Annotated in this window: 21 protein-coding genes and 1 pseudogene; 9 read left to right on the top strand and 13 right to left on the bottom strand. The window is 72.6% G+C overall.

Annotation, left to right across the window (positions count from 1 at the left end):
- Window positions 1–165 precede the first annotated feature (165 nt).
- Entirely contained in the window at window positions 166–2,898 is a 2,733-nt protein-coding gene (locus tag ACF062_RS17545; RefSeq protein ID WP_392139037.1) for an AAA family ATPase, read from the top strand.
- Here ACF062_RS17545 and ACF062_RS17540 read toward each other — a convergent pair.
- From ACF062_RS17540 to ACF062_RS17530, 3 genes are all read right to left on the bottom strand, one after another.
- Window positions 2,829–5,846, bottom strand: coding sequence for a helix-turn-helix transcriptional regulator (locus ACF062_RS17540; protein WP_392139036.1), 3,018 nt, complete (start codon window positions 5,844–5,846; stop codon window positions 2,829–2,831). The two genes, ACF062_RS17545 and ACF062_RS17540, sit on opposite strands and share 70 nt — an antisense overlap.
- A gap of 45 nt (window positions 5,847–5,891) precedes the next feature.
- Window positions 5,892–6,248: a GNAT family N-acetyltransferase gene (locus ACF062_RS17535; RefSeq protein WP_392139034.1), complete on the bottom strand. Its 357-nt coding sequence runs from the start codon at window positions 6,246–6,248 to the stop codon at window positions 5,892–5,894.
- A 67-nt stretch (window positions 6,249–6,315) separates the two neighbouring features.
- Window positions 6,316–6,729: a hypothetical protein gene (locus ACF062_RS17530; RefSeq protein WP_392139032.1), complete on the bottom strand. Its 414-nt coding sequence runs from the start codon at window positions 6,727–6,729 to the stop codon at window positions 6,316–6,318.
- 204 nt (window positions 6,730–6,933) lie between these two features.
- Between ACF062_RS17530 and ACF062_RS17525 the strand changes: the two genes are divergently transcribed.
- Entirely contained in the window at window positions 6,934–7,923 is a 990-nt protein-coding gene (locus ACF062_RS17525) for an SDR family oxidoreductase (RefSeq protein WP_392139030.1), read from the top strand.
- 51 nt (window positions 7,924–7,974) lie between these two features.
- Here the strand turns inward: ACF062_RS17525 and ACF062_RS17520 are convergent, their stop codons facing one another.
- Together ACF062_RS17520 and ACF062_RS17515 are read right to left on the bottom strand one after the other, a co-directional pair.
- A complete protein-coding gene (locus tag ACF062_RS17520) occupies window positions 7,975–8,361 on the bottom strand; it encodes an STAS domain-containing protein (RefSeq protein WP_356579587.1) in 387 nt (128 codons plus the stop codon).
- A 303-nt stretch (window positions 8,362–8,664) separates the two neighbouring features.
- Entirely contained in the window at window positions 8,665–9,249 is a 585-nt protein-coding gene (locus ACF062_RS17515) for a hypothetical protein (RefSeq protein ID WP_392139028.1), read from the bottom strand.
- 689 nt (window positions 9,250–9,938) lie between these two features.
- On the opposite strand from ACF062_RS17515, the gene ACF062_RS17510 reads away from it, so the two are divergent.
- On the top strand, window positions 9,939–11,177 hold the full coding sequence (locus ACF062_RS17510; RefSeq protein WP_392139026.1) for a cytochrome P450: 1,239 nt from the start codon (window positions 9,939–9,941) through the stop codon (window positions 11,175–11,177).
- A 33-nt stretch (window positions 11,178–11,210) separates the two neighbouring features.
- Here ACF062_RS17510 and ACF062_RS17505 read toward each other — a convergent pair whose 3' ends face one another.
- From ACF062_RS17505 to ACF062_RS17495, 3 genes are all read right to left on the bottom strand, one after another.
- A complete protein-coding gene (locus ACF062_RS17505) occupies window positions 11,211–11,867 on the bottom strand; it encodes a maleylpyruvate isomerase N-terminal domain-containing protein (protein WP_392139025.1) in 657 nt (218 codons plus the stop codon).
- Between the two features lie 54 nt (window positions 11,868–11,921).
- Complete coding sequence (locus tag ACF062_RS17500; protein WP_392140222.1) at window positions 11,922–13,013, bottom strand: pentapeptide repeat-containing protein; 1,092 nt, start codon at window positions 13,011–13,013, stop codon at window positions 11,922–11,924.
- 353 nt (window positions 13,014–13,366) lie between these two features.
- Window positions 13,367–14,149 (bottom strand): TetR/AcrR family transcriptional regulator, encoded by a 783-nt coding sequence (locus ACF062_RS17495; RefSeq protein ID WP_392139023.1) that lies wholly within the window; start codon window positions 14,147–14,149, stop codon window positions 13,367–13,369.
- Between the two features lie 152 nt (window positions 14,150–14,301).
- Here ACF062_RS17495 and ACF062_RS17490 point away from each other — a divergent pair, with 152 nt between their 5' ends.
- The 3 genes and pseudogenes from ACF062_RS17490 to ACF062_RS17480 all read left to right on the top strand — a co-directional run.
- Window positions 14,302–15,243 carry an ATP-binding cassette domain-containing protein gene (locus tag ACF062_RS17490; RefSeq protein ID WP_392139021.1) on the top strand — a complete coding sequence of 314 codons (942 nt, stop codon included), beginning with the start codon at window positions 14,302–14,304 and terminating at the stop codon, window positions 15,241–15,243.
- Window positions 15,236–15,979, top strand: a complete 744-nt coding sequence (locus ACF062_RS17485; RefSeq protein WP_392139019.1) for an ABC transporter permease — start codon at window positions 15,236–15,238, stop codon at window positions 15,977–15,979. Before ACF062_RS17490 ends, ACF062_RS17485 begins: the two co-directional genes overlap by 8 nt.
- Before the next feature lie 262 nt (window positions 15,980–16,241).
- A pseudogene (locus tag ACF062_RS17480) lies at window positions 16,242–17,183 on the top strand (oxygenase MpaB family protein); the annotation flags it as partial.
- Between the two features lie 2 nt (window positions 17,184–17,185).
- Here the strand turns inward: ACF062_RS17480 and ACF062_RS17475 are convergent.
- The gene (locus tag ACF062_RS17475) at window positions 17,186–17,581 is read right to left on the bottom strand and encodes a RidA family protein (protein WP_392139017.1); all 396 of its coding nucleotides are present in this window, start codon (window positions 17,579–17,581) and stop codon (window positions 17,186–17,188) included.
- A 108-nt stretch (window positions 17,582–17,689) separates the two neighbouring features.
- On the opposite strand from ACF062_RS17475, the gene ACF062_RS17470 reads away from it, so the two are divergent.
- Both ACF062_RS17470 and ACF062_RS17465 read left to right on the top strand, forming a co-directional pair.
- On the top strand, window positions 17,690–18,664 hold the full coding sequence (locus ACF062_RS17470; RefSeq protein ID WP_392139015.1) for a helix-turn-helix transcriptional regulator: 975 nt from the start codon (window positions 17,690–17,692) through the stop codon (window positions 18,662–18,664).
- Between the two features lie 162 nt (window positions 18,665–18,826).
- A complete protein-coding gene (locus tag ACF062_RS17465; RefSeq protein WP_392139013.1) occupies window positions 18,827–19,522 on the top strand; it encodes a L,D-transpeptidase family protein in 696 nt (231 codons plus the stop codon).
- A 3-nt stretch (window positions 19,523–19,525) separates the two neighbouring features.
- Here the strand turns inward: ACF062_RS17465 and shc are convergent, their stop codons facing one another.
- Window positions 19,526–21,550 carry a squalene--hopene cyclase gene (shc, locus tag ACF062_RS17460; protein WP_392139011.1) on the bottom strand — a complete coding sequence of 675 codons (2,025 nt, stop codon included), beginning with the start codon at window positions 21,548–21,550 and terminating at the stop codon, window positions 19,526–19,528.
- Between the two features lie 261 nt (window positions 21,551–21,811).
- Here shc and ACF062_RS17455 point away from each other — a divergent pair, with 261 nt between their 5' ends.
- On the top strand, window positions 21,812–23,056 hold the full coding sequence (locus ACF062_RS17455; RefSeq protein WP_392139010.1) for a polyprenyl synthetase family protein: 1,245 nt from the start codon (window positions 21,812–21,814) through the stop codon (window positions 23,054–23,056).
- A 44-nt stretch (window positions 23,057–23,100) separates the two neighbouring features.
- Here ACF062_RS17455 and ACF062_RS17450 read toward each other — a convergent pair whose 3' ends face one another.
- From ACF062_RS17450 to ACF062_RS17440, 3 genes are all read right to left on the bottom strand, one after another.
- On the bottom strand, window positions 23,101–23,922 hold the full coding sequence (locus ACF062_RS17450) for an ABC transporter permease (protein WP_392139008.1): 822 nt from the start codon (window positions 23,920–23,922) through the stop codon (window positions 23,101–23,103).
- Window positions 23,919–24,467 (bottom strand): ATP-binding cassette domain-containing protein, encoded by a 549-nt coding sequence (locus ACF062_RS17445; protein ID WP_392139007.1) that lies wholly within the window; start codon window positions 24,465–24,467, stop codon window positions 23,919–23,921. The genes ACF062_RS17450 and ACF062_RS17445 overlap by 4 nt, the downstream gene beginning before the upstream one ends.
- Window positions 24,468–24,648: 181 nt before the next feature.
- Window positions 24,649–25,617, bottom strand: a complete 969-nt coding sequence (locus ACF062_RS17440; protein WP_392139006.1) for a methyltransferase domain-containing protein — start codon at window positions 25,615–25,617, stop codon at window positions 24,649–24,651.
- Between the last annotated feature and the right edge of the window lie 61 nt (window positions 25,618–25,678).

Below are 25,678 nucleotides of genomic sequence, written 5' to 3'. Positions count from 1 at the left end.
GTCGAGCTCGCGGACATCCAGCCTGGAGCCCTTCCGTCCCTGGTGGGGAGGGGTGTCGGCACTTTCTGCGGGGAGAGGCACAAGCCGTGCACGCACAGGCAAGGCGACAGTGGCACCGTGTGACAGGTGCCGCGCAGATGGCGGCCTGTCGACAGGGGGGTGGCCATGACGGACGCGGGCGACGGAACGCCGCTCGTGGGCCGGTGGCGCGAACGCGCGCTGCTGGAGCGGGCCCTGGAGAGCGCCCGCACCGGCACGGGCGGCTCGGCGACCGTGCTGCGGGGCGACCCCGGCATCGGGAAGAGCGCGTTGCTGGACTGGACGGCCGTGCGCGCCGACAGTGACGGCTTCACCGTCCTGCGGGCCGCGGGACACGAGCCGGAGGTCGGCATCGCCTTCGGGGCGCTGCACCAGGTGCTGCGGCCCCTGTGGGAGAACGCCCGCGCGTTGCCCCGGCCCCAACTGGCCGCGCTCGAACGGGTCCTCGGCCTGCGGGAGGGACTCCCCCCGAGCGGCTTCATGGTCGGCGCGGCGGTGCTGGCCCTCCTCGCCGAGGCGGCGCGCCGCGGGCCGGTGCTGATCCTCGTGGACGACCTGCACTGGGTGGACTCCTCCAGCGTCGCCGTCTTCGTCTTCCTGCACCAGCGGATCGTCGATCTGCGGGTGGTCATGGTGTGTGCGAGCCGGGCCGACGGCTCGGCCCCGGAGGGCTGGCCCGCGACGGCGGTCGACGTCGGGGTGCTCTCCGAGGCGGACTCCCGCGCCCTGCTGCGGCACTGGCACCCGGGCCTCGCGGCCTCGACCACGGAGCGGGTGATGGCCGAGGCAGCGGGCAACCCCCTGGCCCTGGCCGAGCTGCCAGGGCAGCTGGCGTACGGGCATCGCCGGGGCGTCCTGCCACTGCCCGAGCGGCTGCCGCTGGGCCGGCGGCTCGAGACGCTCTTCGCGCGGCGGCTGTGCGCGCTCCCCGCGGACGCGCGAAGGCTGTTGCTCCTCACGGCCCTCGACGGTGCCGACGCCGCCGGCAGCGGCACCATCCGCGAGCCCGGACAGGGGCATACGGAACAGCTCCTGGACCGGGTCGAGGCGAGTGGCCTCGCCCGGCTGGACGGCACGGGACGGCTGGTCTTCCGCCATCCGCTGGTGCGCAGCGCGGTGATCGCCTCCTCCGAGCGGGCCGAACGGCGGGACGCGCACCGGACGTTGGCGGGGCGGCTGCGTGCGGACGACCCGCGCCGCCTGCTGCACGAGGCGTCCGCCGCCGAGGAGCCCGACGAGCCCCTCGCCGCGCGCCTTCAGGAGGCGGGGGCCCGCATCGCGCTGCGCGGCGGTGACGCGGAGGGCGCCCTGCTGCTCGAAAAGGCGGCGGCCCTCGGCTCCGGCCCCGACGCTCGCGCGCGGCGGCTGACCTGGGCGGCCGTGATGTCGGCCCGGGGCGGACGCCTCGCGTACGCGGCGAAGCTGGTGCGGGAGCTGCGGCAGGGGCAGGTGCCCGACGACGTCGCGCCGCTGTTCGCCTACGCGGTCGTGTACGTCGACCAGAGCCACCACGTCGACTTCGCGTCGTCCATCGAACTGCTGCCCGGCGCCCTGGCCGCGCTGACCGCTCCCGGCGCCCCTGACCACGGCGACCTCGTCGAACAGATGTTCTTCAAGCTGCTGCTGGCCGCGTCGTACACGGGCGACGCCCGCGGCTGGCAGGCCCTGGAGCGGTACACGGCGCACGTCTCCCCCGCCGCCCGGCTGTGTCACCGCGCCTGGGCTGATCCGCCGCGTACGGCACACGGGGCCGAGGCGGAGCTGCGCGCGCTGACGGCGCGCATGACGGCCGGCAGGGAGGCGGGCGCCGCCTGGCTGGTGCTGTGGACGGCGGCTGCCGTGGACGCGGCGGACGCCGGGCTGTGGCGGCTCCTCGGCGGCGAACACGCGTACGCCACGCAGGGTTCCGTCGCCAAGGCGCGCTGCCACCAGGCCTTCCTGCGGGGCGACTGGGAGGCCGCCGAGGACTGCCCGGCGGCGGCCGACCTGGCGGAGGAGGCGGGCTATCACTGCAACGCCCTGCTGTTCCGCCACTACTTCGCCCACTTCCTGGCGGGCCGCGGTGACCTGGACGGGCTGCGCGAGGTGCGGGAGCGGATCGAGCCCGCCGCGGCCAAGGCCCGGATGCGGTTCGTGACGGACCACCTGGACCGTCTCGAAGCGCTCGCCCTCGGCGCCCACGGCCGGTACGAGGAGGCGTACGTGAGGCTGCGCGGCCTGATGGCGCCGGGTGAGCTGCCGCGCGGCCTGTCCTGGTTCCACCTGCCCTTCTTCGACCTCGTCGTGGCGGCTGTGCGCACCGGCCGCCGGGCGGCGGCGCGGGCGCATGTGGCCGCGGGCAGGGCGGCGCGGATGGACGGCGTCTCCGCGCACCACGCCTTCCTGCTCGCCGCGGCGACGGCGGTGGCGGCCGACAACGGTGAGGCCGACGCGGCCTATGCGGCGGCCTACGCCATACCGGGGTCCTGCCAGTGGGTGTTCGACCTGGCGCGGCTTCGCCTTGCGCACGGCTCCTGGCTGCGTGGCCAGGGGCGGGGCGTCGAGGCGAGGGAGGCGCTACGGGCCGCCCGCCGCACCTTCCGCGCGCTGGACGCCTCCCCGTGGGTGGAGCAGTGCGAGGCCGGACTGCGGGCGGCCGAGGGGCCGTTGGCCCTGCCGCCGGAGGCTGCGGGCGCTGCGGCGCTCACCCCGCAGGAACTGCGCATCGCCCGTCTCGTGGCCACCGGACTGACCAACAAGGAGGTCGGCGCCGCGCTGCACGTCTCCCCGCGCACGGTGGGCGCGCACCTCTACCGGATCTTCCCCAAGCTGGGGATCTCCTCGCGGGCCGCGCTGGCCAGGGCGCTGCCGGACGGCTGAGACGCGCCCCGAAACCCGCCCTGGGCCCCGTCGGCCCGGGTCTCCTCCAGGGCGCGGGCGATGCCGGCGCGGGTCGTGATGCCCAGCTTCGGGAAGAGCTTGTAGAGGTGCGCGCCAATCGTGCGGGGTGACAGGCCGAGCCGCTCGCCGATCTGGCGGTTGGTCAGCCCTTGGGCGGCGAGGTCGGCGATGCGCGACTCCTGCGCGGAGAGCAGCGGGTGGCTCGGGGGTGTCTCGTCCGGCGGCTCGGACTCGGCCCGCATGGCGTCGAGTTCGCGGGCCGCCTGTGCGGCCCAGGGCGCGGTGCCGAGGCGGGTGAACGTGTCGAGTGCGGCGCGGCAGCGGGTGGCCGCAGGTCCGTACAGGCCCCGGCGCCGCAGCCGCGCGCCGTGGGCCAGGCGGGCCCGGGCGAGGGGGAAGGGCCACCGCTCCGCGCCGGGAAAGGCGTACACCGCCTCGAACGGCTGGTCCGCGCCGTCCTCGCCTGCGAGGGCTTCGGCGACGGCCACGAGGAAGGCGTGGTGTGCCGATGCGCGGGCGGTGCCCGCGGCCCTGACCGCCCGCAGGTGACGCAGGGCGTCCGGCCGGTGCCCGCTGTCGACGGCGGCCTGGATCCAGTCGACGAGGGAGAGGTGGAACCACGCGCTGCGCGGCGGGATCACGCCGGGCGCGGTGAGGGAGCGCGCGTGGTCCCACGCGTCCTCGGCCCGGCCGTGCCCGAGGGCACACAGCGCTCGAAGGCCGTGCAGCCGCTCGGCGACACGGAGCATGTTCCGCTCCCGCGCTGCCTGCCCGAGGACGGGCTCCAGCGCGGCGAGCGCCTCGCCGTCACCGCGGGCGGCGAGGACCTGCCCTGCGTTGTGCAGGAAGAGCATCTCGTTGAACGCGTAGCCGTGGGCGGCGGACGTCTTCGCGCCCTCGCGGGCGGTGGCCAGGGAGGCATCCCAGCGGCCGTGCAGGAAGTCGTCGTGGGCGCGGAGACTCTCGATGAAAGCCTGGGTGGCGAACGCGTGATGCCGTACGAAAGGGCTGGCCAGCGCGGTGTGTTCACCGACGGCGTCGATCGCGGCGGCCGCCCACAGCAGCAGCCAGGCGGCGGGCGTCTCGCGATCGGCCGGCAGGGCCGCGACGGCTTCGCGCAGCCGCTGCGGCACGTCGTCGGGGTCGACCGTCGGTGCGGCTCCCGCACGGGCCCCGGCAGCGCCTTGGTCGGGACACGGTCCGGCCCAGGCGCGCCGGCACAGGGCCGCCGGCTCCGTGGCGTCCCCGGCATGCCGGTCGACGGCGGCCCACGCCCGCTCGTCCCCTGTGTGCACGGCCACGACGATGAGCATGAAGAGCATCGGTTCGAGCAGTCCGGCGCGGTGCTCCCTGTCCTCCGGTGACGCCGGCAGTTCCAGGGCGCCGGGCAGCAGTTCGAGCGCGGGGGTGGGGTCGCCGTCGAGCTGGAGCCGGGTGTAGGCGAGCGCGAAGGCATAGGGGGCCGCGGGTTCGGGCTTCTCCGGGCGGGCCTCGGCCTCGGCTCCGGCGAGGAGTTCCACCGCCAGGCGCAGCCGGCCGCCGCGGGCGGCCATGCCCGATGCGGCGACCAGGCGCGCCGCCCTGGTCGCCGGGTCGGGACTGAGACCCGCCGCGCGCGCCATCATGCCGGCGGCCTCGGCATCGCCGCCCTGCGCGGCCATGCCGTCGGCCCGCGCGTGGAGGAGTTCCGCGAGGCGGGCGTCGGTGCCGACGGTGGCGGCAGCCAGGTGCGTGATCCGCTGCGGGCTCGCGGCGGGCAGGGCCCGCGCGAGCAGGCGGTGCGCCGCGCGGCGTTCCGCGGGTGAGGCGATGTGCACCAGACAGGCTCGCACCAGCGGGTGGTGGAAGAGCACGAGGTCCCGCATCAGGTCGACGCGCGCGAGCCCGGACGCGTCGATCCGCCGGTGGATCTCCGTCCAGGGCGTCGTCACACCGTCCCGCGCCATGTCCCGCAGGGCGCTGACACGCTGGGCGAAGGAACCGCCGACGGCCGCGACCAGCAGCATGCGGCGGGTGCTGTCCGGCAGGGCGCGCAGGCCGTCCTCGTACAGGCTGCCGAGGCGGGTGCCGAGCGGGAGTTCGTCGAAGGCTTCGGTGCCGTCGGCCGTGGCGGGGGCCGCGAGGAGCGCGGGGTGGTCGGGGGCCACTCTCCTTATCTGCGCGGGCAGTTCACGCAGGGCGAGCGGGTTGCCGCCGGCCGCGCGCAGCACGCGCCGGTGCGTGGTGTCGGGCAGCCACGGGTGGAGCGTGCGCAGCAGCCGTTTCGCCTGCCGCTCGTCCAGTGGCTCCAGGTCGATGACGCGGCCCGGCAGGCTCTCGGCGTCCCCGTTCTCCTCCGGGGTGTGGGTGTCACCGCTCGGGTGCCCCGCGTGCCGGGTGGCGCCGACGAGGACGACGGGCAGCGGCGCCAGGTGCCGCCGCAGGTACCCGAACACGGCGACGCTGGACGGATCGGCCCACTGGAGGTCGTCCAGGAGTACGACGACGGGGCGCCGGGCGGCGGCGTGGGCGAGGAGGGTGAGCGCGGCCCCCGCCACGGTGAACCCTTCGGGCGGCATGCCCTCGCGTACGCCCAAGGCGCTCTCCAGGGCGTCGCGTTGTTCCACCGGGAGGGCCTGGGTGTCGTCGAGCAGTGGCCAGAGCACCTGGTGCAGGGCGGCGAACGGCAGCCCTGCCTCCGCTTCGGCGCCGGTCATCCGCAGGACACGCAGTCCGGCGTCGCGTGCCTTGGTCTCGGCGACCTTCAGGAGCGCGGTCTTCCCCATGCCGGGGTCGCCCCGCAGGAGGACGGACGTCCCGGCGGCGGTGATACCGGCAAGGGCCGCGTCGATGGCGGCGAGCTGCTCGTCCCGTCCCGCGAGCCGCTCGTCCCGTCCCGCGAGGTCCTCGGCTCCCCGCTCGCCTCCGGCCACCGGGCCGCCCCTCATGAAATCCGCTTCCACACCCTCTCCCGCGCCCACGGACGGTGCCGGTCAGCGTGCCTGCCGGGTGGAGTGCGACAGCTCGCCCTCCAGCCAGGCGAGCACCTCCGGGGTCACCGGGTCGGTGATGTCGTCGAACTCGTCGTGCTTCGTGAGGAACTTCGCCACGTAGGGGCAGACCGGCACGATGCGCCTGCCCGACGCGCGTACGTCGTTCAGCGCCTCCCGCACCAGGAGGGAGGCAAGGCCCTGACCGGCGAAATCGTCGCCGATCTCGGTGTGGTGGAAGACCCGGCGGTCGCCGCGGTCACGGTAGGCGGTGAATCCGGCCGACGTGTCGCCGACGAGGATCTCGTACCGATGCCGGGCGTCCACGCGACGGACGGTGGGAGCGGCGGAGGGCGTCATTGAACTGCCTTTCGACAAGCACGGTCAAGCACGGGCCGACGCGGCGGACCGGTCCGAAGATCACACCCTACGCGCCCGGAGGGCCGTCCTCCCCGGCTCGGGCGGCGACCGCCGCCTCCAGCAGGGCCCAGCCGTCGACCTCCACCGCTCGCCGCTCCCCCGGCTGCCACCCGCGGGCCGACGCCGCGTCGAGCAGGGCCCGGACGGCGCCCGGCTCGTGCAGGTTCAGAGAGCCGCCGTGTACGTATCCCACGTCGCCGGAGCCCAGCGGAAACCCGCCGGGGACGTACCGCCCCGGACCCTCGTCGAAGACGATGCGCAGGGGGCCACCGGTACCGGCCGGCTGCGGGCGCAGGGTGAGGGTCTGGCGGCAGGCCGCGGACCGCCCGCCGTCCGCCGCGCGGTGGCTGTGACGGAGCGTCCACAGGTACTCGCGCCCGTCGGCGACCAGACGGCGGGGCTTCTTCGGATGGCGGGGCACGGAGTCGAGCGTACGCAGTCCGAGCGGTGGCGGCCCGGCCCGGCGGCCGCCGGCTTCGTCCGGTTGCCGCTCCCGGATGCGCCGCGTACGAAACCACGATCGACTGCCGACGGGGCTCGCGACGGCCTCACGTGTAGGTGTGCGCCGCTCCGGTACGCGGCGGCGTCGGTGACGCGGAACTGCGGCACGGAAGGAGCCGGGCTCGTGGCGGAACAGGGCAAGGTCGTGGTGATCACCGGGGCGTCGAGCGGCGTCGGGCGGGCCTGCGCACAGCGGTTCGCGTCCCGGGGGTGGTCGGTGGTGCTCGCCGCGCGGCGGGCCGCCGAGCTCGAGGAGGTCGCCGAGGTGTGCCGGAAGCACCGTGGCGCGCGGGCGCTCGTGGTGCCCACGGACGTGACGGACGCCCAGGCCGTCGACCATCTCGCCCGCCGGGCGGTCACTGCGTTCGGACGGATCGACGTATGGCTGAACAACGCGTCGGTGGCCGCCTTCGGGTCGCTCGACGAGATCCCGCCGGAGGTCTTCCGGCGGGTGCTCGACGTCGATGTCATGGGCTACGCGCACGGTGCGCGCGCCGCGCTCCGCGTGATGCGCGAACAGGGCGGCGGCACCCTGATCAACGTGTCCTCGGTGGTCGGGGGGGCCGTCGTGCCGTACAACATCCCCTACGTCATCTCGAAGGCGGCGGTTCGCGCGCTGAGCGGCAGCCTCCGCCAGGAACTGCGGCTGGCGGGCCGGCCCGGCATCCACGTGTGCACCGTGCTGCCCGCGACCATGGACACGCCGTTCTTCGGGAACGCCGCCAACTACTCGGGCCGCAAGGTGCTGCCCATGGCGCCCGTGTACACGGCCGAGCGAGCGGCACGCACGGTGCTCCGGCTGACCCGTAGGCCCCGGCGGGAGGCCTACGTCGGTCCGGCGAGCCGGTTGCTCGGCATCCAGGCGAAACTGGCGCCCCGCCTCGTGGAGCGGCTGCTGGCGCACCAGATGGACCGCTCCCACCTCTCCCGGAAGCAGCCCGCCGAACCGACCTCCGGCAACGTACTGCGGCCGCTGCCCGAACCGGCGGCGGTGGTCGGCGGATGGCACGGGCGCAGGCGTACCGCGGTGCGGCGTGCGGGTGCGGCGGCTCTGGCCGTCGGGGCCGTTCTGGCGGCGGGCCGGCGAACTCGCCCCGGCTGCGGACGGAAGTAGCCCGACGCGCCCACACCTGCGGCGACGCCGCGCGGGATACGTGTGACCGCGCTACCGCGCGGTGCCGCACACCTCGGTGAGCCTGCCAAGGCCCAGGCAGTGCAGCGTGGCAGCGGATCGCGGGCAGGCTCCTCGGAGCGCCATGGAGCCCTCCACTTCCTTGAGGGCCCTCAGCGTGCCGAAGAAGACGCCCGCGCTCTCCCGCGCCAGGTACGTGACCTCGGACAGGTCCACGATGAGGTCACGGGAGCCGTTGCGCACGAGGCGGCGCAGCTCAGCGGCGAGCTCATCGGCCTCGCGGCCGGTGATCTCGCCGCGCAGGGCCACGCGGGCCAGGCGGCCGGTGACGTGCACCCTCGCGATGCCCGCGCGCCGCAGTCGCAGCGCCGCGCCCGGGTGGAGCAGCCGGGACGCGCTCAGGGCGCGTCGCGCTCTCACGACGAGGTGAGGGTGATCGAGGGCATGCACCAGGACAGACCTTCCGGCGGTACACCGCCTGTCGGCCGGGTCGGACCGAGAGGGAATGCGAAATGCGGTTGTTTCATATGTCTATACCATGCTCGACTGGCCCCCGCCAAGGGTGTTCCGCGCCCTTCGCCCTGACCGCAGCCACGGGCTGAACGGCATCACCGCAGGCTGGAGGGCGTGCGGGAGGGCGCCGTCTCGGGAGCCCTCCCCGACGATTCACATCATTGGTCTACTCCAATCTCCGGCCCATCGCTGGCACCAGGACGGGAGCCGCTACTTGGCGCACATGGCGATGGCGCGTGCCTCGCCCTTGTCCATGCGTGCCATCCATGTGTTGGGGGTCTGACCGGCGGGGGCGTTGATGACGATCTCGTCCATGTTGTTGTTCGTTCCGTTGACGGCCGGGCGGGAGTCGTAGCCGCCCCCGGTCAGCCGCGTCCCCTCCGGGCAAGTGGCCTTGGCCGTCGCGTCCTTCCCGGTCCATGACGAAGCCACCACGGTCGGCGCCTTTGTCGAGGACGTCGAGCACATGGCGAAGGCCCCGGCACGGCCGAACAGTCCGCGGACCTCCCAGGCGTTCGCAACCGTGACCGAGGGCGCGTTGGCCGCGATGAAGTCGACCACCTCACCGAGACCGTTCCTCACCGGAAAGACTCGGTAGCCGCCGCCCACAAGCTGCGTGCCCTCGGGGCAGGTGGCCCGTGAGACCTGGCCCGGCTGACTCGGGTACCCGGCGTTGACCACGACCGGAGGCTCGACGGCCGCCGACGCGGAGGAAGCGGAGCCGATGGCCCCCGACGCCAGGGCAAGGGCGGACAGAGCGGACAGGACGGAGAGTCGACGACGGAACACTGACATGGCGCCTCCAAGATCAATCACAGCGTGCGGTGCAGACTGTTCCGGCCGACAGCCCGAGCCGCAGGGGAATGACCTTTCAATCCCCACGATCGAATGACGCGGGCCCTCACCAGGCCCGGGACACCGCTACCGATGGGGGGCGGGGGACGCGGATCGCGTTCCGCCCGGGCGCCGCCGGCGACGTGGGGCCCAACAGATTGGCCGGATCGCGCCGTCGCGCGAAGCGGCCGCGTCACGGGAGAGTTCACCGTGCGGCAACGCCCCGAAGGGGCCGGCAGAAGCCCGGTGTCGGGCGCGACGACCGCAGACGAGGAGCGCTCATCATGGCCACCGCCGGTCGATTGCCGTCCACCCCATTGCCGCCCATCCCGTTGCCGTTGCCGTACGGATGCCGACGGTCCGGGCCGGGCAGGGTGACGACGGCACCAGCGACGTGACGGGGCAGCCTCAGCCGGGCAGCGACGCACTCCTGACGCGCGGCCGTGCGGCACGCGGAGCGGCCCCGAACCCCACACGTCGGACCGTCCGAAGAGTCTGACCCCGACCGACTCCCGGTCGGCTCCTCCTCAGCCCGCGCGACGTCTCCCGCACCGCAAGCGCCGTACCCGCCCGCCCCGGAGCGCGAGCCCCCGCACAGCCCCCTCACCCCCCACCACCTCCGCCATGTCCGCCTGAAGGGATCTCTCACCGTGACGACCCCGCCCACCGCTCCCGTCATCCTCGACCCCACCGGTACCGATCGGCACGGCGAACACCGACGGCTGCGCGCTCACGGACCCGCCGTACGCGTGGACATCCTCGGTGTGACCGCCTGGTCCGTCACCGACCCCGCGCTCCTCAAGAAGCTGCTGACCGGCGAGAGCGTCTCCAAGGACGCCCGCGCCCACTGGCCGGACTTCGAAGAGGTCGTCCAGAGCTGGCCGCTCGCCCTGTGGGTCGCGGTCGAGAACATGTTCACCGCCTACGGGGCCGACCACCGCCGACTGCGCCGCCTCGTCGCGCCCGCCTTCAGCGCCCGCCGCGTCACCGCCCTGGAACACGTCGTCGAGGCGATCGTCGCCGGCCTCCTCGACGACCTCGACGCCCTCCCGTCGGGTGAGCCCGTCGACCTGCGCGAGCACCTCGCCTACCCGCTGCCGATCTCCGTCATCGGCCACCTCATGGGCGTCCCCGTCGGCCGGCGGAACGCCTTCCGCGCTCTCGTCGACGGCGTCTTCGACACCACGCTGACCGCCGAGCAGTCCACCGCGAACACCGGTCGGCTCTACGAGGCGCTCGACCAGCTCATCGCCGCCAAGCGCGCGGAGCCCGGCGACGACATGACGTCCCTGCTCATCACCGCGCGCGACGAGGAGGGCGACGGAGGCCGCCTGTCCGACCCCGAGCTGCGCGACACCCTGCTGCTCATGATCAGTGCCGGATACGAGACGACCGTCAACGTCATCGACCAGGCCGTCGCCCACCTGCTCGCCCACCCCGGCCAGCTCGACCACATCCGGGCCGGCCGGGCCACCTGGGGCGATGCCGTCGAGGAGACGTTGCGCCACGAGCCGGCCGTCAAGCACCTGCCCCTGCGCTTCGCCCTCAGCGACATCAGCCTGCCCGGCGGGCAGGTCATCGCCAAGGGCGAAGCGATCCTCGCCTCCTATGCCGCCGCCAACCGGCACCCCGACTGGCATGGCGAGACCGCGGACACCTTCGACCTCACCCGCGTACCGAAGGACCACCTCGCCTTCGGCCACGGCATCCACTTCTGCCTCGGGGCGCCGCTCGCCCGCCTAGAGGTCGCCACCGCCCTCCGGATGCTCTTCGACCGGTTCCCGGGGATGGAACTCGCCGTGCCCATCGAGGAGTTGAAGCCACTCGCCTCCCTGATCAGCAATGGCCACCAGACCCTGCCCGTTCGCCTGAGGCCCTCGGCCGGTTGAGCACGCCGGCATGCCCGCTCCGGGGGAGGGAGATCACCGGGGCTTGGACGGCTCCCCGTACCAGCGCCAGTTCGTACGGCGGGGCCGTCCGGGCAGCTCGATGCGTCCGGTCGCCCAGAGCAGGGTGGACGAAGCGCTGTCCGTGACGGCCACGTCGGGGAACAGCCGCGCGAGGGCCCGTCGGCTCAAGTCCTCCGGTGGCACACCGTCGTACGGAAGGCCTTCGACGATGTCATACGTGTGGACGAGGGTCTCGACCACGCCCATGGCCGCGAACCCCTCCGGATCCGACGCACCGAAAACATGTGGGGCCAGTGCCGTGGGGTCGGCGTTGTCCACGGCGGTGGCGAGTAGCCCGCCGCACGCCTGAACCACGCTCAGCAGCCCCTCGGGCCCCGCCGACCGGTCCCCGAAGATCACGTTGCCCGGCCCGCCGGGGCGGTCGCTGGAGATGCGCAGGGGCACGCGCGGGATCGCCATGGGATGCGCGAGCCCGAAGCGCAGCGCATACGTGAGCAAGTCGTCCGCGAGGTGTTCCAGGGTCTCCCAGCGGGTCCACTCCAGGCCGCCGGAGAGGGCGGACCAGTGGGCCGAAGGAACATCGGAGAGGGTCGTGACGCAGTGGGCGACGCTCTCGCGCACCTGCGCCCCGCCGACCCGGGCGTCGTCTGCGGCGTTGGAAGATGTCATTTCGGCAGGCTACTCAACGAGTCCACGGCGCCACGGGGGCACGGAGACATCGAGTCACGGCATGGACCGCAAGGGTGGGTGTCGCGTCGTCATCCCTGGCGGCTGGAGCAGCGGTGACGGTTCGGGGCCGGGGTCCTCGGTGACGACGACGCCGGCGGCCGCGTGGTCGAATCCGACCGGCCAGCGCGTGTGTTCGCTGGCCAGCGCGCCGGTCATACGTGTCTGACGCAGGTCGGCCGTGCCGAGGTCGGTGCCGCGCAGGTCGGCCAGGCGCAGGTCGGCCCGGCGCAGGACGGCGCCGCCCGCGTCGGCCTTGCGCAGGTTCGCCTCGCGCAGGTCGGCCTCACTGAAGTCCGCGTCGCGCAGGTCGGCCTGGACCAGCCGGGCGCCCCGCAGGTCGGCCAGCACGCAGCGGGCCCGGCGCAGTATCGCCGTCTTGAGGTCGGCGTGGCGCAGGTTGACCGAGACGAGGGAGGCCTGCGTCAGGTTGGCGTGGTAGAGGCCCGCGCCTTCCATGCAGGACCGGTCGAGGTTGACCTCGGGCAGCCACAGCCCGTCGCAGTCGGCGCGGCGCAGGTCAGTGACGCTGAGGTTGACCCAGGACTGCTCCCGGGGTTGCAGCAGCAGCACGCCGAGTCCGGTCAGCGCCACCTGGGCGTCGGCGGAACGGACCTCCAGCGGCACGACGTCGTTGATGGGCACGTCGGCGGCCGGAGCTTCCGGTCCGGGGGGCGGCCAGGGCAGATGCGTACGCAGATAGGCGGCCTGCATGGAGATGACGGCCTCGCGGTCGCGGGCGGAGTGCTCCGCGATGCGCCACAGCGCGTGGAGGCCGCCGATACGTGTCTCCAGCTTGTCGCTGCCGAGCTGGTCGACGGCCGTGCTGAACCGGTCGGTGACGTGGCCCTCCTGGGTGGCGCGCAAACTGTCCTGGCTGACGCGCAGTTGCCGCCAGGTGGCATACGCGCCGAACAGTACGACCATCCCGCCCACGGCCTGGAGGAGTGTCGTGCGGACGTCGTTCACGGCCTTCAGCCGGTCCTGCGCGGCGACGCTCGCCCCGGCGAGGTCGTGGTCGACCACCACGCCCGGCACGACGACCAGCAGCGCACCCAGAGCCGCCACCACAGCCGCGCCGGCCAGCAGGGCCACGCACCCGCGACGCCTGGCCGACCGGTCGCGCCACGGCCCGCGGCCGCGGTCCCGCTCCCCCATGTCCATGGGCATGGGAGCCTAGGGCCTGTCTGACAATTCCCGCCTGCCTCGCGACGCCATGCACGCACTCTCGCCGCACCGGGCGCAGAGCCAAGTACATCCAGTACGAGGCCCTACGCCCGGCACGCCGAGAGCACGCACCTGACGCCGCGAGGCCGCCCTCCGGGCGACGACGCGAATTGTCAGACAGGCCCTAGGCGGCCACGCAAAGAACGATCAAGGTGGACGCCTCCGAGCGCCGGCGCGACAACGCGACAAGCCGGGCTCCTACCGCACAGCCAGGATCAGTCATGACCGGCGGAGGCTCCGCCTCGCTCCTCCAAGTACGCCGCCACCCCGTCCAGCGCACGCTCCAGGCCGAAGGCGAAGTCGTCGAACTCCGCCCCCTCGCCCGTCGTGTCCGCGTCCAGGTCGTCGAAGGCGCCGTCGACCACCGCCGCCCGCAGCGCGGGCAGCCGCCCGCCCTCCGTCACCCGGCGCAGGAACTTCCCGTACCCCGCCAACCGCCCGTCCGGCCGCGCCGGATCCTTCCGCAACAGCGCCAGGATGGTGAGCTCGCCCCGCACCTGGCCGCTGACCAGCAGCGAGACCGCGACCTTCTCCGCGTGACCCAAGCGCGTCCCCGACAGCACCTGGAGACACTGGTCCAGCCAGGCCAGCTGGTTCGGCGTGACCGGCGGCCCGTGCGCCGCCAGCAGCGGGACCACCCAGAGGTGTTCGTTCAGCGACGCACGCATCGTCACCGCCCAGTGCTCCAGGCCGGCCCGCCAGCCGACGGCGTCCGGCGGCAGCGGCACGGGCGGTCCGATGGCGCCGTCCACCACCAGCATGAGCAGCTCGTCCTTGGTCGCCACGTAGCGGTAGAGCGCCATGGTCGATGCGCCGAGCTCCTTGGCCACACGGCTCATCGACACCGCTTCGATGCCCTCGGCGTCGGCGACCGCGATGGACGCCGCCACGATGCCGTCGAGGGTGAGGCCGCGCTTGGGGCCCTTGTGCGGGCGGTCCCGCAGGCCCCAGGCGGCCTCCAGGCCGGCGGGGAAGGGCGCGGGGGATTCGCTTTCCATGGCGGTCAGTTTATCCCGTACACAGAACCGTTTATCTCGTACGCAGTACCGTGTACGACATACGCAATGCCGTGTACGCTCTACGCAGTAGCGCGTATGTCATACGCAGAAGATGGAAAAGACCGAGAAGACGGAGAAGGAGGAGCGGGAAGATGCAGCCACCCGCCATCGAGGCCCGGGGCCTCGCCAAGTCCTACGGAGAGACCGCGGTCCTGCGCGGCATAGACCTCACCATCGCCCCCGGCAGCGTCTTCGCCCTGCTCGGCCCGAACGGCGCCGGCAAGACCACCACCGTCCGGATCCTCGCCACCCTCCTCACGGCGGACGCGGGCACGGCCCGAGTCGCCGGGCGCGATGTGCTCGCCGAGCGGTCGGCGGTGCGCCGGGCGATCAGCCTCACCGGGCAGTACGTCGCCCTCGACCAGGAGCTGACCGGCGCCGAGAACCTGCGGTTGGTGGGCCGGCTCGCGGGCCTGACCCGTGCCGCCGCCCGCGCCCGCGCCGACGAGCTGCTGGCCCGCTTCCGGCTCACCGACGCCGGGGGCCGGCGCGTGGCCACGTACTCCGGCGGCATGCGGCGGCGTCTGGACCTCGCCGCCTCGCTCGTGGGCGAGCCCGCCGTCGTCTTCCTCGACGAGCCGACCACGGGGCTCGATCCGCGCAGCCGGCAGGAGGTCTGGGAGCTGGTCGCCGAGCTGGCCGGCTCCGGTGTGACGGTCTTCCTCACCACCCAGTACCTGGAGGAGGCGGACCGGCTCGCCGACCGGATCGCGCTCATCGACGGCGGGCTGATCGTCGCCGAGGGCACCGCCGCCGAACTGAAGCAGCTCGTCGCCGCCGAGCGCCTCGACCTCACCCTCACCGGGCCCGAGGCGTACGCGACGGCCGAGCGGCTCCTCGCCGACCTCGTCATCCGGCGCGAGCCCGGCGAGTGGCGCCTCGGCGTCGCGACGAGCGGCCGCGCCGCGCACGTACGCGAACTCCTCGACGCCGTCGACCCGGAGCGCAAGCTCGTCGAGCGCTTCGCCGTCCACGGCGCCACCCTCGACGACGTCTTCATGACCCTCACCGAGAAGGAACCGGCGCATGTCTGACGCCCTCACCATGGCCGGGCGGTCCCTGCGGATAAGCGCCCGTACGCCCGACGCGCTGATCACCGCGCTCGCGATGCCGGTGATGCTCATGCTCGTCTTCGTCTACTTCTTCGGCGGTGCGATCGACACCGGCGGGGAGTACGTCCAGTACGTCGTGCCCGGCGTGCTGGTCCTCTGCGCGGGATTCGGCGCCGGGAACACCGCCATGAGCGTCACGCATGACATGCATGGCGGGATCATCGACCGCTTCCGCGCCATGGACGTCGGCGGCGCGGCGATCCTGGCCGGACACGTCACCGCCTCGCTGGCGCGCAACCTCGCCGCCACCGCCGTCGTCTTCGGCGTGGCCACCGCGATCGGCTTCCGGGCGCAGGCGTCGGCGGCCGGGTGGCTCGCGGCGATCGGGGTGCTGGTCTGCTACATCGTGGCGCTGTCGTGGCTGGCGGCGACGGTGGGGCTGATCGCCAAGTCCCCCGAGGCAGCCGGGGGGTTCACCTTCTTCATCGGCTTCCTGCCGTATCCGTCCAGCGGCTTCGTGCCGGTCGGCACCATGCCGTCCTGGCTGCGCGGCTTCGCCGAACACCAGCCGCTGACGCCGGTGATCGAGTCGATGCGGGGGCTGCTGCTCGGCCAGTCGGTGGGCGGCAGCGCGTGGCAGGCGCTCGCCTGGTGCGCGGGGATCACGGTGGTGTCGGTGGCTGCGGCAGATGTTCTGTACCGGCGGCGGACGGGCTGAACGGCGGGACGGCGGCTGGACGGTCGGATGGTTGGACGGCTGGTCTTCGACGGATGCGCGGCGCCGGCCACCGCCCGCCGTGGCCCGTACGGGGCCGCTCGACGGCCGGTTCCGACTGCCGTGGCGGTGCTCCGTACGGCCGAGCGAAGCCTCACCCAATCGTGACTTCTTCCGCTCGTGGACCGGGCGTGGCGAGATGCTCACCAGGACGGCGTGTGACCGCGCCGACCGGGGTGCGGCGGGTTGGGGGGGTACAGGGCATGGCAGAGGAAAGAAGGCCCGGCTGTTCTTCATCGACAACAACGTGCACATCTCCACGGCGCTGTCCTTCGCCTCCATGCCCGCCTGCTACGTGGTCCCGCACGTGGCGAGGCTGCTGTCGACCACTCACGGGCTGAAGTACCCCTCCAAACGTATGGCGGAGACCGGCCAGTTCACCGTCTACCTGATGCAGCCCGACGCCTTCGAGGCCGGCGGCCGCTTCGTCCCCGCCGCCCAGAAGGTCCGCCTCCTGCACGCCTCCATCCGCCATCACCTCACACGTGAGAACCGGTGGGACACCGACGTCCTCGGGACGCCGATCTGCCAGGAGGACATGATCGGCGGGCAGATGTTCTTCTCGCTGCTCGTGCTGGACAGCCTGCACCGTCTCGGCATCCACATGTCGACGGAAGGGGCGGAAGCGTACTACTACGCCTGGCGTGTGGTCGGTGCGATGCTCGGCGTCGACCAGGACGCGGTGCCCAAGTCCCTGGAGGAGGCCCGCCGGTTCCTCGACCTGTACATGGTCCGGTACATGGGGCCTTCCGAGGAGGGAACGCACCTGACGCGGCAGCTCATTGACCTCTACGAAGAGGTGGTGCCCGGGACCCTCCTCGACCCGATCGTCTCCGCCCTCATCCGCTACCTCGTCGGAGACACCTGCGCCGACTGGCTCCGAGTGCCCCGCACCTCGTGGGACACCGTCGTCAAGGCCGTGCCCCACCTCCTCGGCGTCCTGGAGACCATCGAGGACCGCTCCCCGCTCGGCGCCTGGGCGCTGGACCGCATCGGCCACCTCACCACCATCCTGGAGCTGTCCTCCCTCACCCGTGGGCGTGTCATGCACTACGCCATCCCGGAGCAGCTCAAGAAGGACTACGGCGTCTCCAACACGGTGCCGCCCAAGCGCCGTTGGACCCCGCCACCCGCCACGACGGGGTGACGTCAGGCGACGGCGGTCCCTTCCAGCTCCACCATCTGGCCGGGGACCGCGAGCCGCGTCACCCCGAGCATCGTGGTGGTCGGCGCCACCCCGGCGGCGCCCAACCGCGAGGCGAGCACGCCGTAGTGCGGGAAGAGGAGATCGACGTCGGTGGTGTAGACGTTGAGCCTGACGAGGTTCGCGAGAGACATGCCGGCCTCGGCGAGCACGGCCTCCAGGTTGTCGAGGGTCAGCGCCAGCTGTGCCGCCATGTCACCCTCGTGCCGGGGTCTCCCGTCTCCGCTCATCGCGGTCTGTCCGGAGCAGTACAGGGTCCGGGTGTGGCCGGAGACGACCTCACCCTGGTTGAATCCCAACTCCTGCGACCATGTCACCGGGTTGACCGCGGTACGTTCCATCGCCACTTCAGCTCCGCTCAGTTCGTCGAGAATCCGTACGCCCATGAGCCTGCCAACAATTCACGACACCCTTGGTCATGTATTCGCGCATTCCGATAGGTTTCCCGCATGCGCGCCGACCGGTTGGTGTCCTTGGTCTTGCTGCTGCGGCAGCACGGCCGGTTGTCCGCGGCCACGCTCGCCCGCGAACTCGAGGTGTCCACCCGCACCGTGCTGCGCGACATCGAGGCCCTGTCGGCGGCCGGCGTCCCGGTCTACGCCGAACGCGGCCGGCACGGCGGGTTCGCGTTGCTGCCCGGCTTCCAGACCGAGCTCACCGGACTGAACCACGACGAGGCGCTCGCCCTGCTGGTCGCCGGATCACGCCGCGGCGCGCAGGCGTTCGGCCTCGGCTCGGCGCTCGCGTCGGCGATGCGCAAGGTGGTCGACGCGCTGCCCGAGAGCTACCGGGCCACCGCGGCGGGCGCGGCTCAGCGGCTGCTCATCGACCCGGAGACCGACCTCCTCGCGCGCCGGCAGGTCTCCGATGAGGTACCCGACACCGTCGTGGCCGAGGTGCGGCGCGCGGTGCTCGCCGGACACAGGCTGCGCATCCACTACGCGGCCGTGGACCAGCCCCCTAAGTGGCGCACGGTCGACCCGATCGGCCTGGTCACCGCACGCGGCCAGGGCTACTTGCTGGCCACGAGGTCCGGTGCGGACCGCACCTACCGGCTGTCCCGGATCCTGGCCGCCGAGGAACTCCCCGAACCCGCGCGGCGACCGGAGCGGGTCGACCTCGGCCGGGCCTGGCAGGAACGCAGTACGCGGTTTCGTACCGGCGGCGACCAGGTCACGGTCCTTGCCCGGGTGAACTCAAAGCGGCGGGAGGACTTGGTGGGCACCGCGCTCGCCGTCCTCGCCGAGGAGAACGACGCGGACGGCTGGCTGCGTATGGAGGTGACCTTCCAGGATTCGAGACACGCCGAGTGGGCCCTATGGCACCTCGCCACGAACGCGGAAGCCCTCGCCCCGCAGTGGTTGCGCACCTCCCTGCACGCCCGCGCCACCGCGACAGCCACCCGCTACGGAGAGCCGTCCTGAACTTCCGGGCCTACTCAGACGTGCTCTGAGCACCCCGCCGACCTGGCGACAAATCGCCCCCTGTTACACACCTGTGTCGATTCCCCGTACAACGGACCCGGGGTCTGCGCTGTCTAGCAGGGTGGGACCCGACCCGGACGGACTACGAACGAGGAGCCAGCAGTGGGGGACATACGCAAACGAGGAGCCGTGGCCCTGGGGATCACCGTGCTGGTGGCCCCGCTCACGGTGGCGCTCGGCGCCGGCAGCGCGCAGGCCGCGTCGTGCTCGACGCAGACGGGGCCGTACCAGAAGCAGGTCGAGAAGTTCCTCGGCCGCCCGGTGGACGGCAAGCAGTCACCGGCCGACTGCAAGGCCATCAAGGCCTTCCAGACCAAGCACAAGATCACCCCGAACGCCGGGTACGCGGGCAGCATCACCTGGGGCGTCATGAACCTCATGAACAAGCAGAAGGCGGTGGGCGACAACCCCAACAAGGCGGGCAAGTGCCCGACCGACAAGGGACGCATCGCCTGTGTCGACCTGACGCTCCAGCTCAGCTGGATCCAGGACGGCAAGAACCTCAAGTACGGCCCCGTCCCGGTGCGCACCGGCCGCAACGGCCACGAGACCCGCACCGGCCTGACGAAGGTCTACTGGCGGGACATCGACCACGTGTCGAGCCTGTACGACGTGCCGATGCCGTACAGCCAGTTCTTCGACGGCGGCCAGGCCTTCCACTCGGTCGGCATCAGCGTCTGGGCGCCGCCGGGCTCCCACGGGTGCGTCAACATGACGAAGAAGGACGCCGTGGCCTACTGGAACACGCTGCGCAAGGGCGACGACGTCTTCGTCTACGGCCGCAAGCCGGGCACCTGATGGTCACGGACGGCTGGTCGCCGAGGCCGCTTCGTCGCCATGGTGGTGTACGTAGCGGCCGAGCGCGGTGAGCGGGAACACCAGCGGGTAGAGCTCGTAGCGCAGCGCGTAGTGGCTCCGCATGGCGGCGCCGGTCGCGCCCGGCTCATGCCACGTGCCGTCGTCCCGCTGGGTTTCCAGGAGCCAGCGCACTCCGGCGTGCACGGTTTCGCTGTCGCGCTCTCCGGCCGCGAGCAGGGCGAGCAACGCCCAGGCCGTCTGTGACGGGGTGGACGGGCCGCGACCGACGTACTGCGGATCGGCGTACGAGCGCCAGTCCTCGCCCCATCCGCCGTCCGCGTTCTGCACCGTGGTCAGCCAGTCGACGGCGCCCGACACCACGGGGTGGTCGGCGGCCACCCCGGCCGCAGTCAGGGCCGGGACGGCGCAGCCGGTGCCGTACACGTGGTTGATGCCCCAGCGGCCGAACCAGCCGCCGTGTTCTTCTTGCTGGTCCATCAGCCAGCGAACGCCGCGCCGGGTGCGGCGGTCTGCTTGGAGTTCGAGCGCGGCCAGCATCTCCACCACGTGCGCGGTGATGTCGGCGGTCGGCGGATCGGAGATGTCGGTGATGTCCGTGAGGGCGAGCCGGTCGAGGAACGCGCTGGTGCCGTCCGCGTCGAAGGCGCCCCAGCCGCCGTTCCTGCACTGCATGCCGAGCGTCCAGTGGGTCGCCCTGCGGACCGCTTCGTCGACGCGTGCGCGGTCGGGGTGGCGCACGCGGCGCAGCGCGAGCACGACCTCGGCGGTGTCGTCCAGGTCGGGATAGAGCTCGTTCTCGTACTGGAAGGACCAGCCGCCGGGGGCGAGCCCGGGGCGCTGCACGGCCCAGTCGCCCAGACGGCTGCTCTGCTTGGCGAGCAGCCAGTCGGCGCCGTCGAGCAGTGCGGGGTGGTCGGCGGGCAGCCCGGCGTCCGCGAGAGCGATCATGGACAGGGCGGTGTCCCAGACCGGGGACTGACAGATCTCCGCCATCCATACGTCGTCCTCGTGCCAGTGCCCGGTGCGCGCGAGGAAGTCGAGACCGGCCTTGAGGATGGGGTGGTCGAGCCGGTAGCCGACGGTGCGCAGGGCGATCAGCGACCAGATGGTCGTCACCCGGACCCCTCCCCAACTGCCGTCCGCCTCCTGGCGTTCGACGACCCACCGGATACAGGCGTTGACGGCGGCCCGGCGCAGCGGCGCCGGGCGGATCCTGCGGTAGCCGCGCAGGACGCGGTCCAGGCCCTGGAGGGCGCCTTCCCAGCCGGTCGGCGACGTCGGCGGCTTCGGCGATTTACCGCTCCGTTCGCGGGTCGGCGCTTCCGCCGTCAGCAGTTCGTCGAGGCGGAAGGGCGCGGGTGCCACCGGCCGGTGGGCCAGCACCGCGAGGTAGGGAACGGTCGTCATGCGCGCCCAGTACAGGTACGAGTAGATGTTCAGGGGCATCCACCTGGGCAGGAGGATCGTCTCGGGCGGCACCGCGAACAGCTTGTCCCAGCTCCACCAGCCGAACAGCGAGAGCCAGATACGCGTGGTCACTCGGGCGGCACCGATGCCGCCGTGCGCGCGGATCCACTCCGCGCTGCGCAGCATGTGCGGCTCGTCCGCGCCGTGCCCGGCGAGCCGCAACCCGACATAGGACTCGATGGTGATGGCCAGATCACCGTCGCCGTCGTGGACGGCGGCCCACGTACCGTCGGCGCGCTGCTGCGAGCGGATCCACCGGCCGGCCGCCGCGGTGAACCGCTCGTCCCGAATGCCGAGGAACTGACGCATCAGCAGCTCGTGCGCGTTCGCACTGGCGTCGATCTCCAGGAACCCCCTCCAGTGCCCGTCGGGACGCTGAAGGCCCAGCAGGTGCTCGGCGGCCTTCTGTACGGCTCGGCGGGCCGCGTCATCCGTCTCGCCGGAGGACGCGGCCGGAAAGCGCAGAGCCGATGCGGACGTCGAGGAAGCGGGAGCGGGTGACGGCTGGGACTCGTCACCGGCGGTCATCGTGGTGGTCATGAGATTCCTACGGGCTCGGGGCTCGGCCTCTGGGTGACGGGAGTACGAGGGCGGTGGGAAAGGGGCAGGAGGTGGCGCCACGTTAGCGTCGCGCCTTGCGGCTTTTGAGGAGCGACTCGATGTCATCCCCGGCGCGAATGGGGCGCGTTCTCCGCACGGCCGGAATCACCGACGCGAATGGGCCACTTCCCTTTCCGCCATGCGCCGCAACGGCGGCGAGCCGAAGACTCGGACACTCATTCGTCACGCTAGAACTGGCATATGGCTTTCACCGTCCTCAATGACCCTGCGTCCGCCACGGCGGACGGACCGGCGGCGGCTGAGGCGCGCGCACAACTCGCCCACTGGGCCGAGCGGGTCAACGAGCACGTCGAGCTGCTGTACCCGGCCGCCCCCGTAGGCTGCGGCCAGGCGGGATCACCGCTGCTGGCCTACGGCTGCGCCACCGATTGCGCCGCAGGCACCGAAGGCACCGCCGAGCCCGCGCCGGATTCGGCCTGTCGTGGCGCCTCGGGACCATCCTCCGCCCCGGCACCCGCCGCCGCCCGGCTGCACGCCGCGCTCACGGCCCCCGTCCGCTACCTGGTCGGCTCCGGCGGCCAGCGCTGGCGGCCGGGCCTGATGATGGCCGTCATCGACCTTCTCGGCGGTGACAGCGAGCACTTCGGCCCCTTGGTGGCCTCCATGGAGCTGGCGCACACCGGTTCCCTGATGGTCGACGACGTGGAGGACGGCGCGCCGCTGCGCCGCGGCCGGGACACCGCGCACATCACCTTCGGCACGGCCACCGCGATCAACGCGGGGACGTCCGCCTACCTCGCGCTTGACCGCGCGGTACGGCTGACCGTTCCGCACGACATGGAACTGCGGGCCCGCCTGTACGAGGCGTACCTCGCGGCGCTGCGTGCCGCGCACGCGGGCCAGGCCCTGGACATCCAGGGCCACCGCGTGGAGATGGAGCAGGCGGTGCTGACCGGCGACGCCCGGCCGGTCCTGGACGCCGTGCGCCTGACCCACCGCCTGAAGTCGGGCGCCATGGTGGGTGCGGGCTTCGAGGCGGCCGCGCTCGTGTGCGCCGCCGGCCCGCGGCAGCGCGCCGCCCTGACGGGGTTCGGCAGTGCCATCGGAACGGCTTACCAGATCACGGACGACGTCGCGGATCTGGAGGGCGTGGTCCGCGACGGCGAGGTCACCAAGCAGGTCGGTGAGGACCTGTGCAACGGCAAGGTCACCATGCCGCTCGCGCACGCCGTCACCCGGCTTCCCCGAGCCGACATGACACGGCTGTGGGAAGCGGTCCGCGACGGCGGCGCCGAGGGGCCGACGGTCATGAGGGCAGCGCAGGAGCTACGGGACTGCGGTGCGCTCTCCGCGTGCGTACAGGAAGCCGAAGCGCTGGTGACTGCCGCGTGGAACCGGCTGGAACCCACCCTGCCCCCGGCGCCGGGGACACCGACGCTGCTGAAGCTGGCGCGGTGCGTCATCCAGGGCAACCGCATCGCCTGACCTCGTCGGCATCCCACTCGACCATGTGTCGGCTTCGCTCTCGCCTAAGTGTCGGCGACGGCCGGTGCGTCGTCCCGCGAGCCGGCCGGGCGGGACGCCGCCGCGGCGGGCCAGTATCCGCGCGTACGCACGTGGAAGACCAGCAGCGCCAGGGCCACCGTCGCACCGCACCAGGCCAGCGCCAGGAGCGGATAGGGGCCGGGGTCGGCCCGGGTGACGGCGGCGGCCAGGGCGGACTGGGTGGCGCCGTAGGACGGCAACGCCTTGAGCAGTCCGGGCAGTTCGGCCACCTTGATGACCGGGCTCTGGAGGCCGACGTCGATCAGGCTGAGCATGAGGACGACGAAGAAGCCCTCCAACTCGTCGCGGACCAGGCTGCCCAGGAGCAGACCGATGCCGCCGTACGCGCAGCCCGCGGTGAACACGGCGACGAGCAGGTGCCCGAATTGATGGACCGGGAAGAACAGGCGCAGCAGTACCGTCGTGTAGCAGGCCAGCACCGCCGCGATGACGAGGAGGGCGCCTACGTTCGCCAGTACCAGCTGCGAACGGGGGTACCCGGCCAGGACGAGCCTGCGGTCCATCTCACGGGCCTTGAACGCCGCCATGAACATCATGAAACCGGTGATCAGCGCGACGGCGGTGACGGCGTTGGTGACCTGGGCGACGTTCATGGCCGGGACGACCGCGCGTACCTCGATGGTCGCGATGTGCAGGCGGGCCGCCCCGTCGTACCCGCACACCCGGACCAGGGTCAGCCAGGTGGGCACGAACGCGTAGACCAGGAACAGGCTGAGGCGGTTGCGCAGATGGCCGAGCAGCGCGCAGCGGAACCTCTCGACGAAGGCGGTCCACTGATATCTCATCGGGCCTGCTCCCCGGCGACGAGCCGTCCCTCGTGCAGGTGCACCACCGCGTCGAAGTGCTCCCTGACGTGCAGCAGGTGGGAGACCACGACGATGGAGCGGCCCGCGTCGCGCAGGCGGGCGGCGAGCTCCCAGAAACGCTGGTGGGTGTCCCAGTCGAAGCCCTGGTAGGGCTCGTCAAGGAGCAGCAGATCGGGATCGTGCATCAGGGCGAGCAGCAGGTTCAGCTTCTGCCGGGTCCCACCGCTGAGCGCACCGGCCCGCCGGTGCAGGCAGTCGGCGAACGCCAGCGTGTCCATCAGTTCATGGGCGCGCGTCAGGGTCGGCAGCCGGTAGGCCACCTGGAACAGCCGCAGATGCTGCTCGACGGTCAGGGTGTCGTTGACCACCGCCCGCTGGGGGCAGTAGCCCACGGAGCCCGCGCGCAGCACCGCTCCCCGGTCCGGGGCGAGTTCGCCGACGGCGACACCGAGCAGGGTGCTCTTGCCCGCGCCGTTCTCGCCGACGACGCCGACCAGCGCACCGGCGGGGACCGTGAGGTCCACGCCGCGGAGCACCTGGTTGTGGCCGCGGGACTTCCACACTCCCTCGATCCGCAGCGGTGAGCCCTGTTGTCGCGTCCGCGGTGCGGTCGGTCGTGCCGTTGCTCGTCGCGTCTGCCGCTTCATCGTTGCGTTCGCCGCTTCATCCGTAGTTCATCGTTCCCGGGTTCATCGCTTCCCGGGGTCATGGCCGCCCGGGCTCATGGCCACCCGGCTTGTCGAGCACGAGGGCGGAGTAGCGCACCGCGCCGGCCACGGACCGGTGGGCGTCGATGACGGTGATCGTGGCGTGCCAGTCCGACGGGGTGAACTCCCGCAGGCCCGGCCAGCGGGCGCACAGGGCCTCCCGGCCCGCCCGGGTCGCCGCCACGCGGGCGAACACCGCCCCCAGACGCAACGAGCGCTCCACGACCGGCCGGGTCCAGTCGACCGTGCGCCGCACCAGGAAACCGGTCTCGCGCGCGTGCGCCAGGTAGCGCACCAGCGGCTCGAACCCGTCGACCTGCCATGCCGCGCGTACCAGCCCCCGCGGATCGAGCGGCCCGATCGCCGTCGGGTCGGCCGTGTGCCAGGTGAAGTCGACGAGGACGAACCGGCCGCCGGGGCGCAGCACCCTGAATGCCTCGGCCACGAACGTGCGGCGGCCGGCCGGAGTGAGGTGGAAGGCCGCCTCCAGGCAGTGCACCCGGTCGAACGTCTCCCCCGCCACCGGCACGTCCTTGGTCCGCACGGGCAGGGCGGTCACGTCCGCCACGGCGAAGGCGGTGTTCGGGGTGGTGCCGTACCGCCTCACCGCCTCGGCGATCTGCTGAACGCTGATGTCGACGCCGAGCGCCGAGCAGCCCGCCGCGCCCAGGCGGGCGGTGGTGTGGCCGCGCCCGCAGCAGGCGTCCAGCACCCGGTGTCCCGGCCGCGCCTGAAGCAGGTCCAGACTCCGCGTCTCCAGGCGCCGCTGGAAGAAGGCCAGGCCACCGAGGAGCGCGGGCAGGGTGGGCAGGGTGTAGTAGCCGAGGTTGACCAGGGCACCCCAGCCCAGGTGCCGGAACAACCGGAAGAACGGGTTGGCATCGCTGTAGGAAGCCGCCATCGGGTCCGTGCCCATGGCCGTGGCCGTCTGGTCCGTGTCCATCGCCTGTCCCTGTGCCCTGTCCATGGGTCATCAGTTGACCAGCACAACAGCGGCTGGAGTGCGCACACCACCGTGGTGTCCGGCG

This window comes from Streptomyces sp. NPDC015345 (genome assembly GCF_043078805.1).
Lineage (GTDB): Bacteria > Actinomycetota > Actinomycetes > Streptomycetales > Streptomycetaceae > Streptomyces.
The sequence above is the reverse complement of the archived record's forward strand: the minus strand, read 5'-3'. Positions and strand labels throughout refer to the sequence as shown.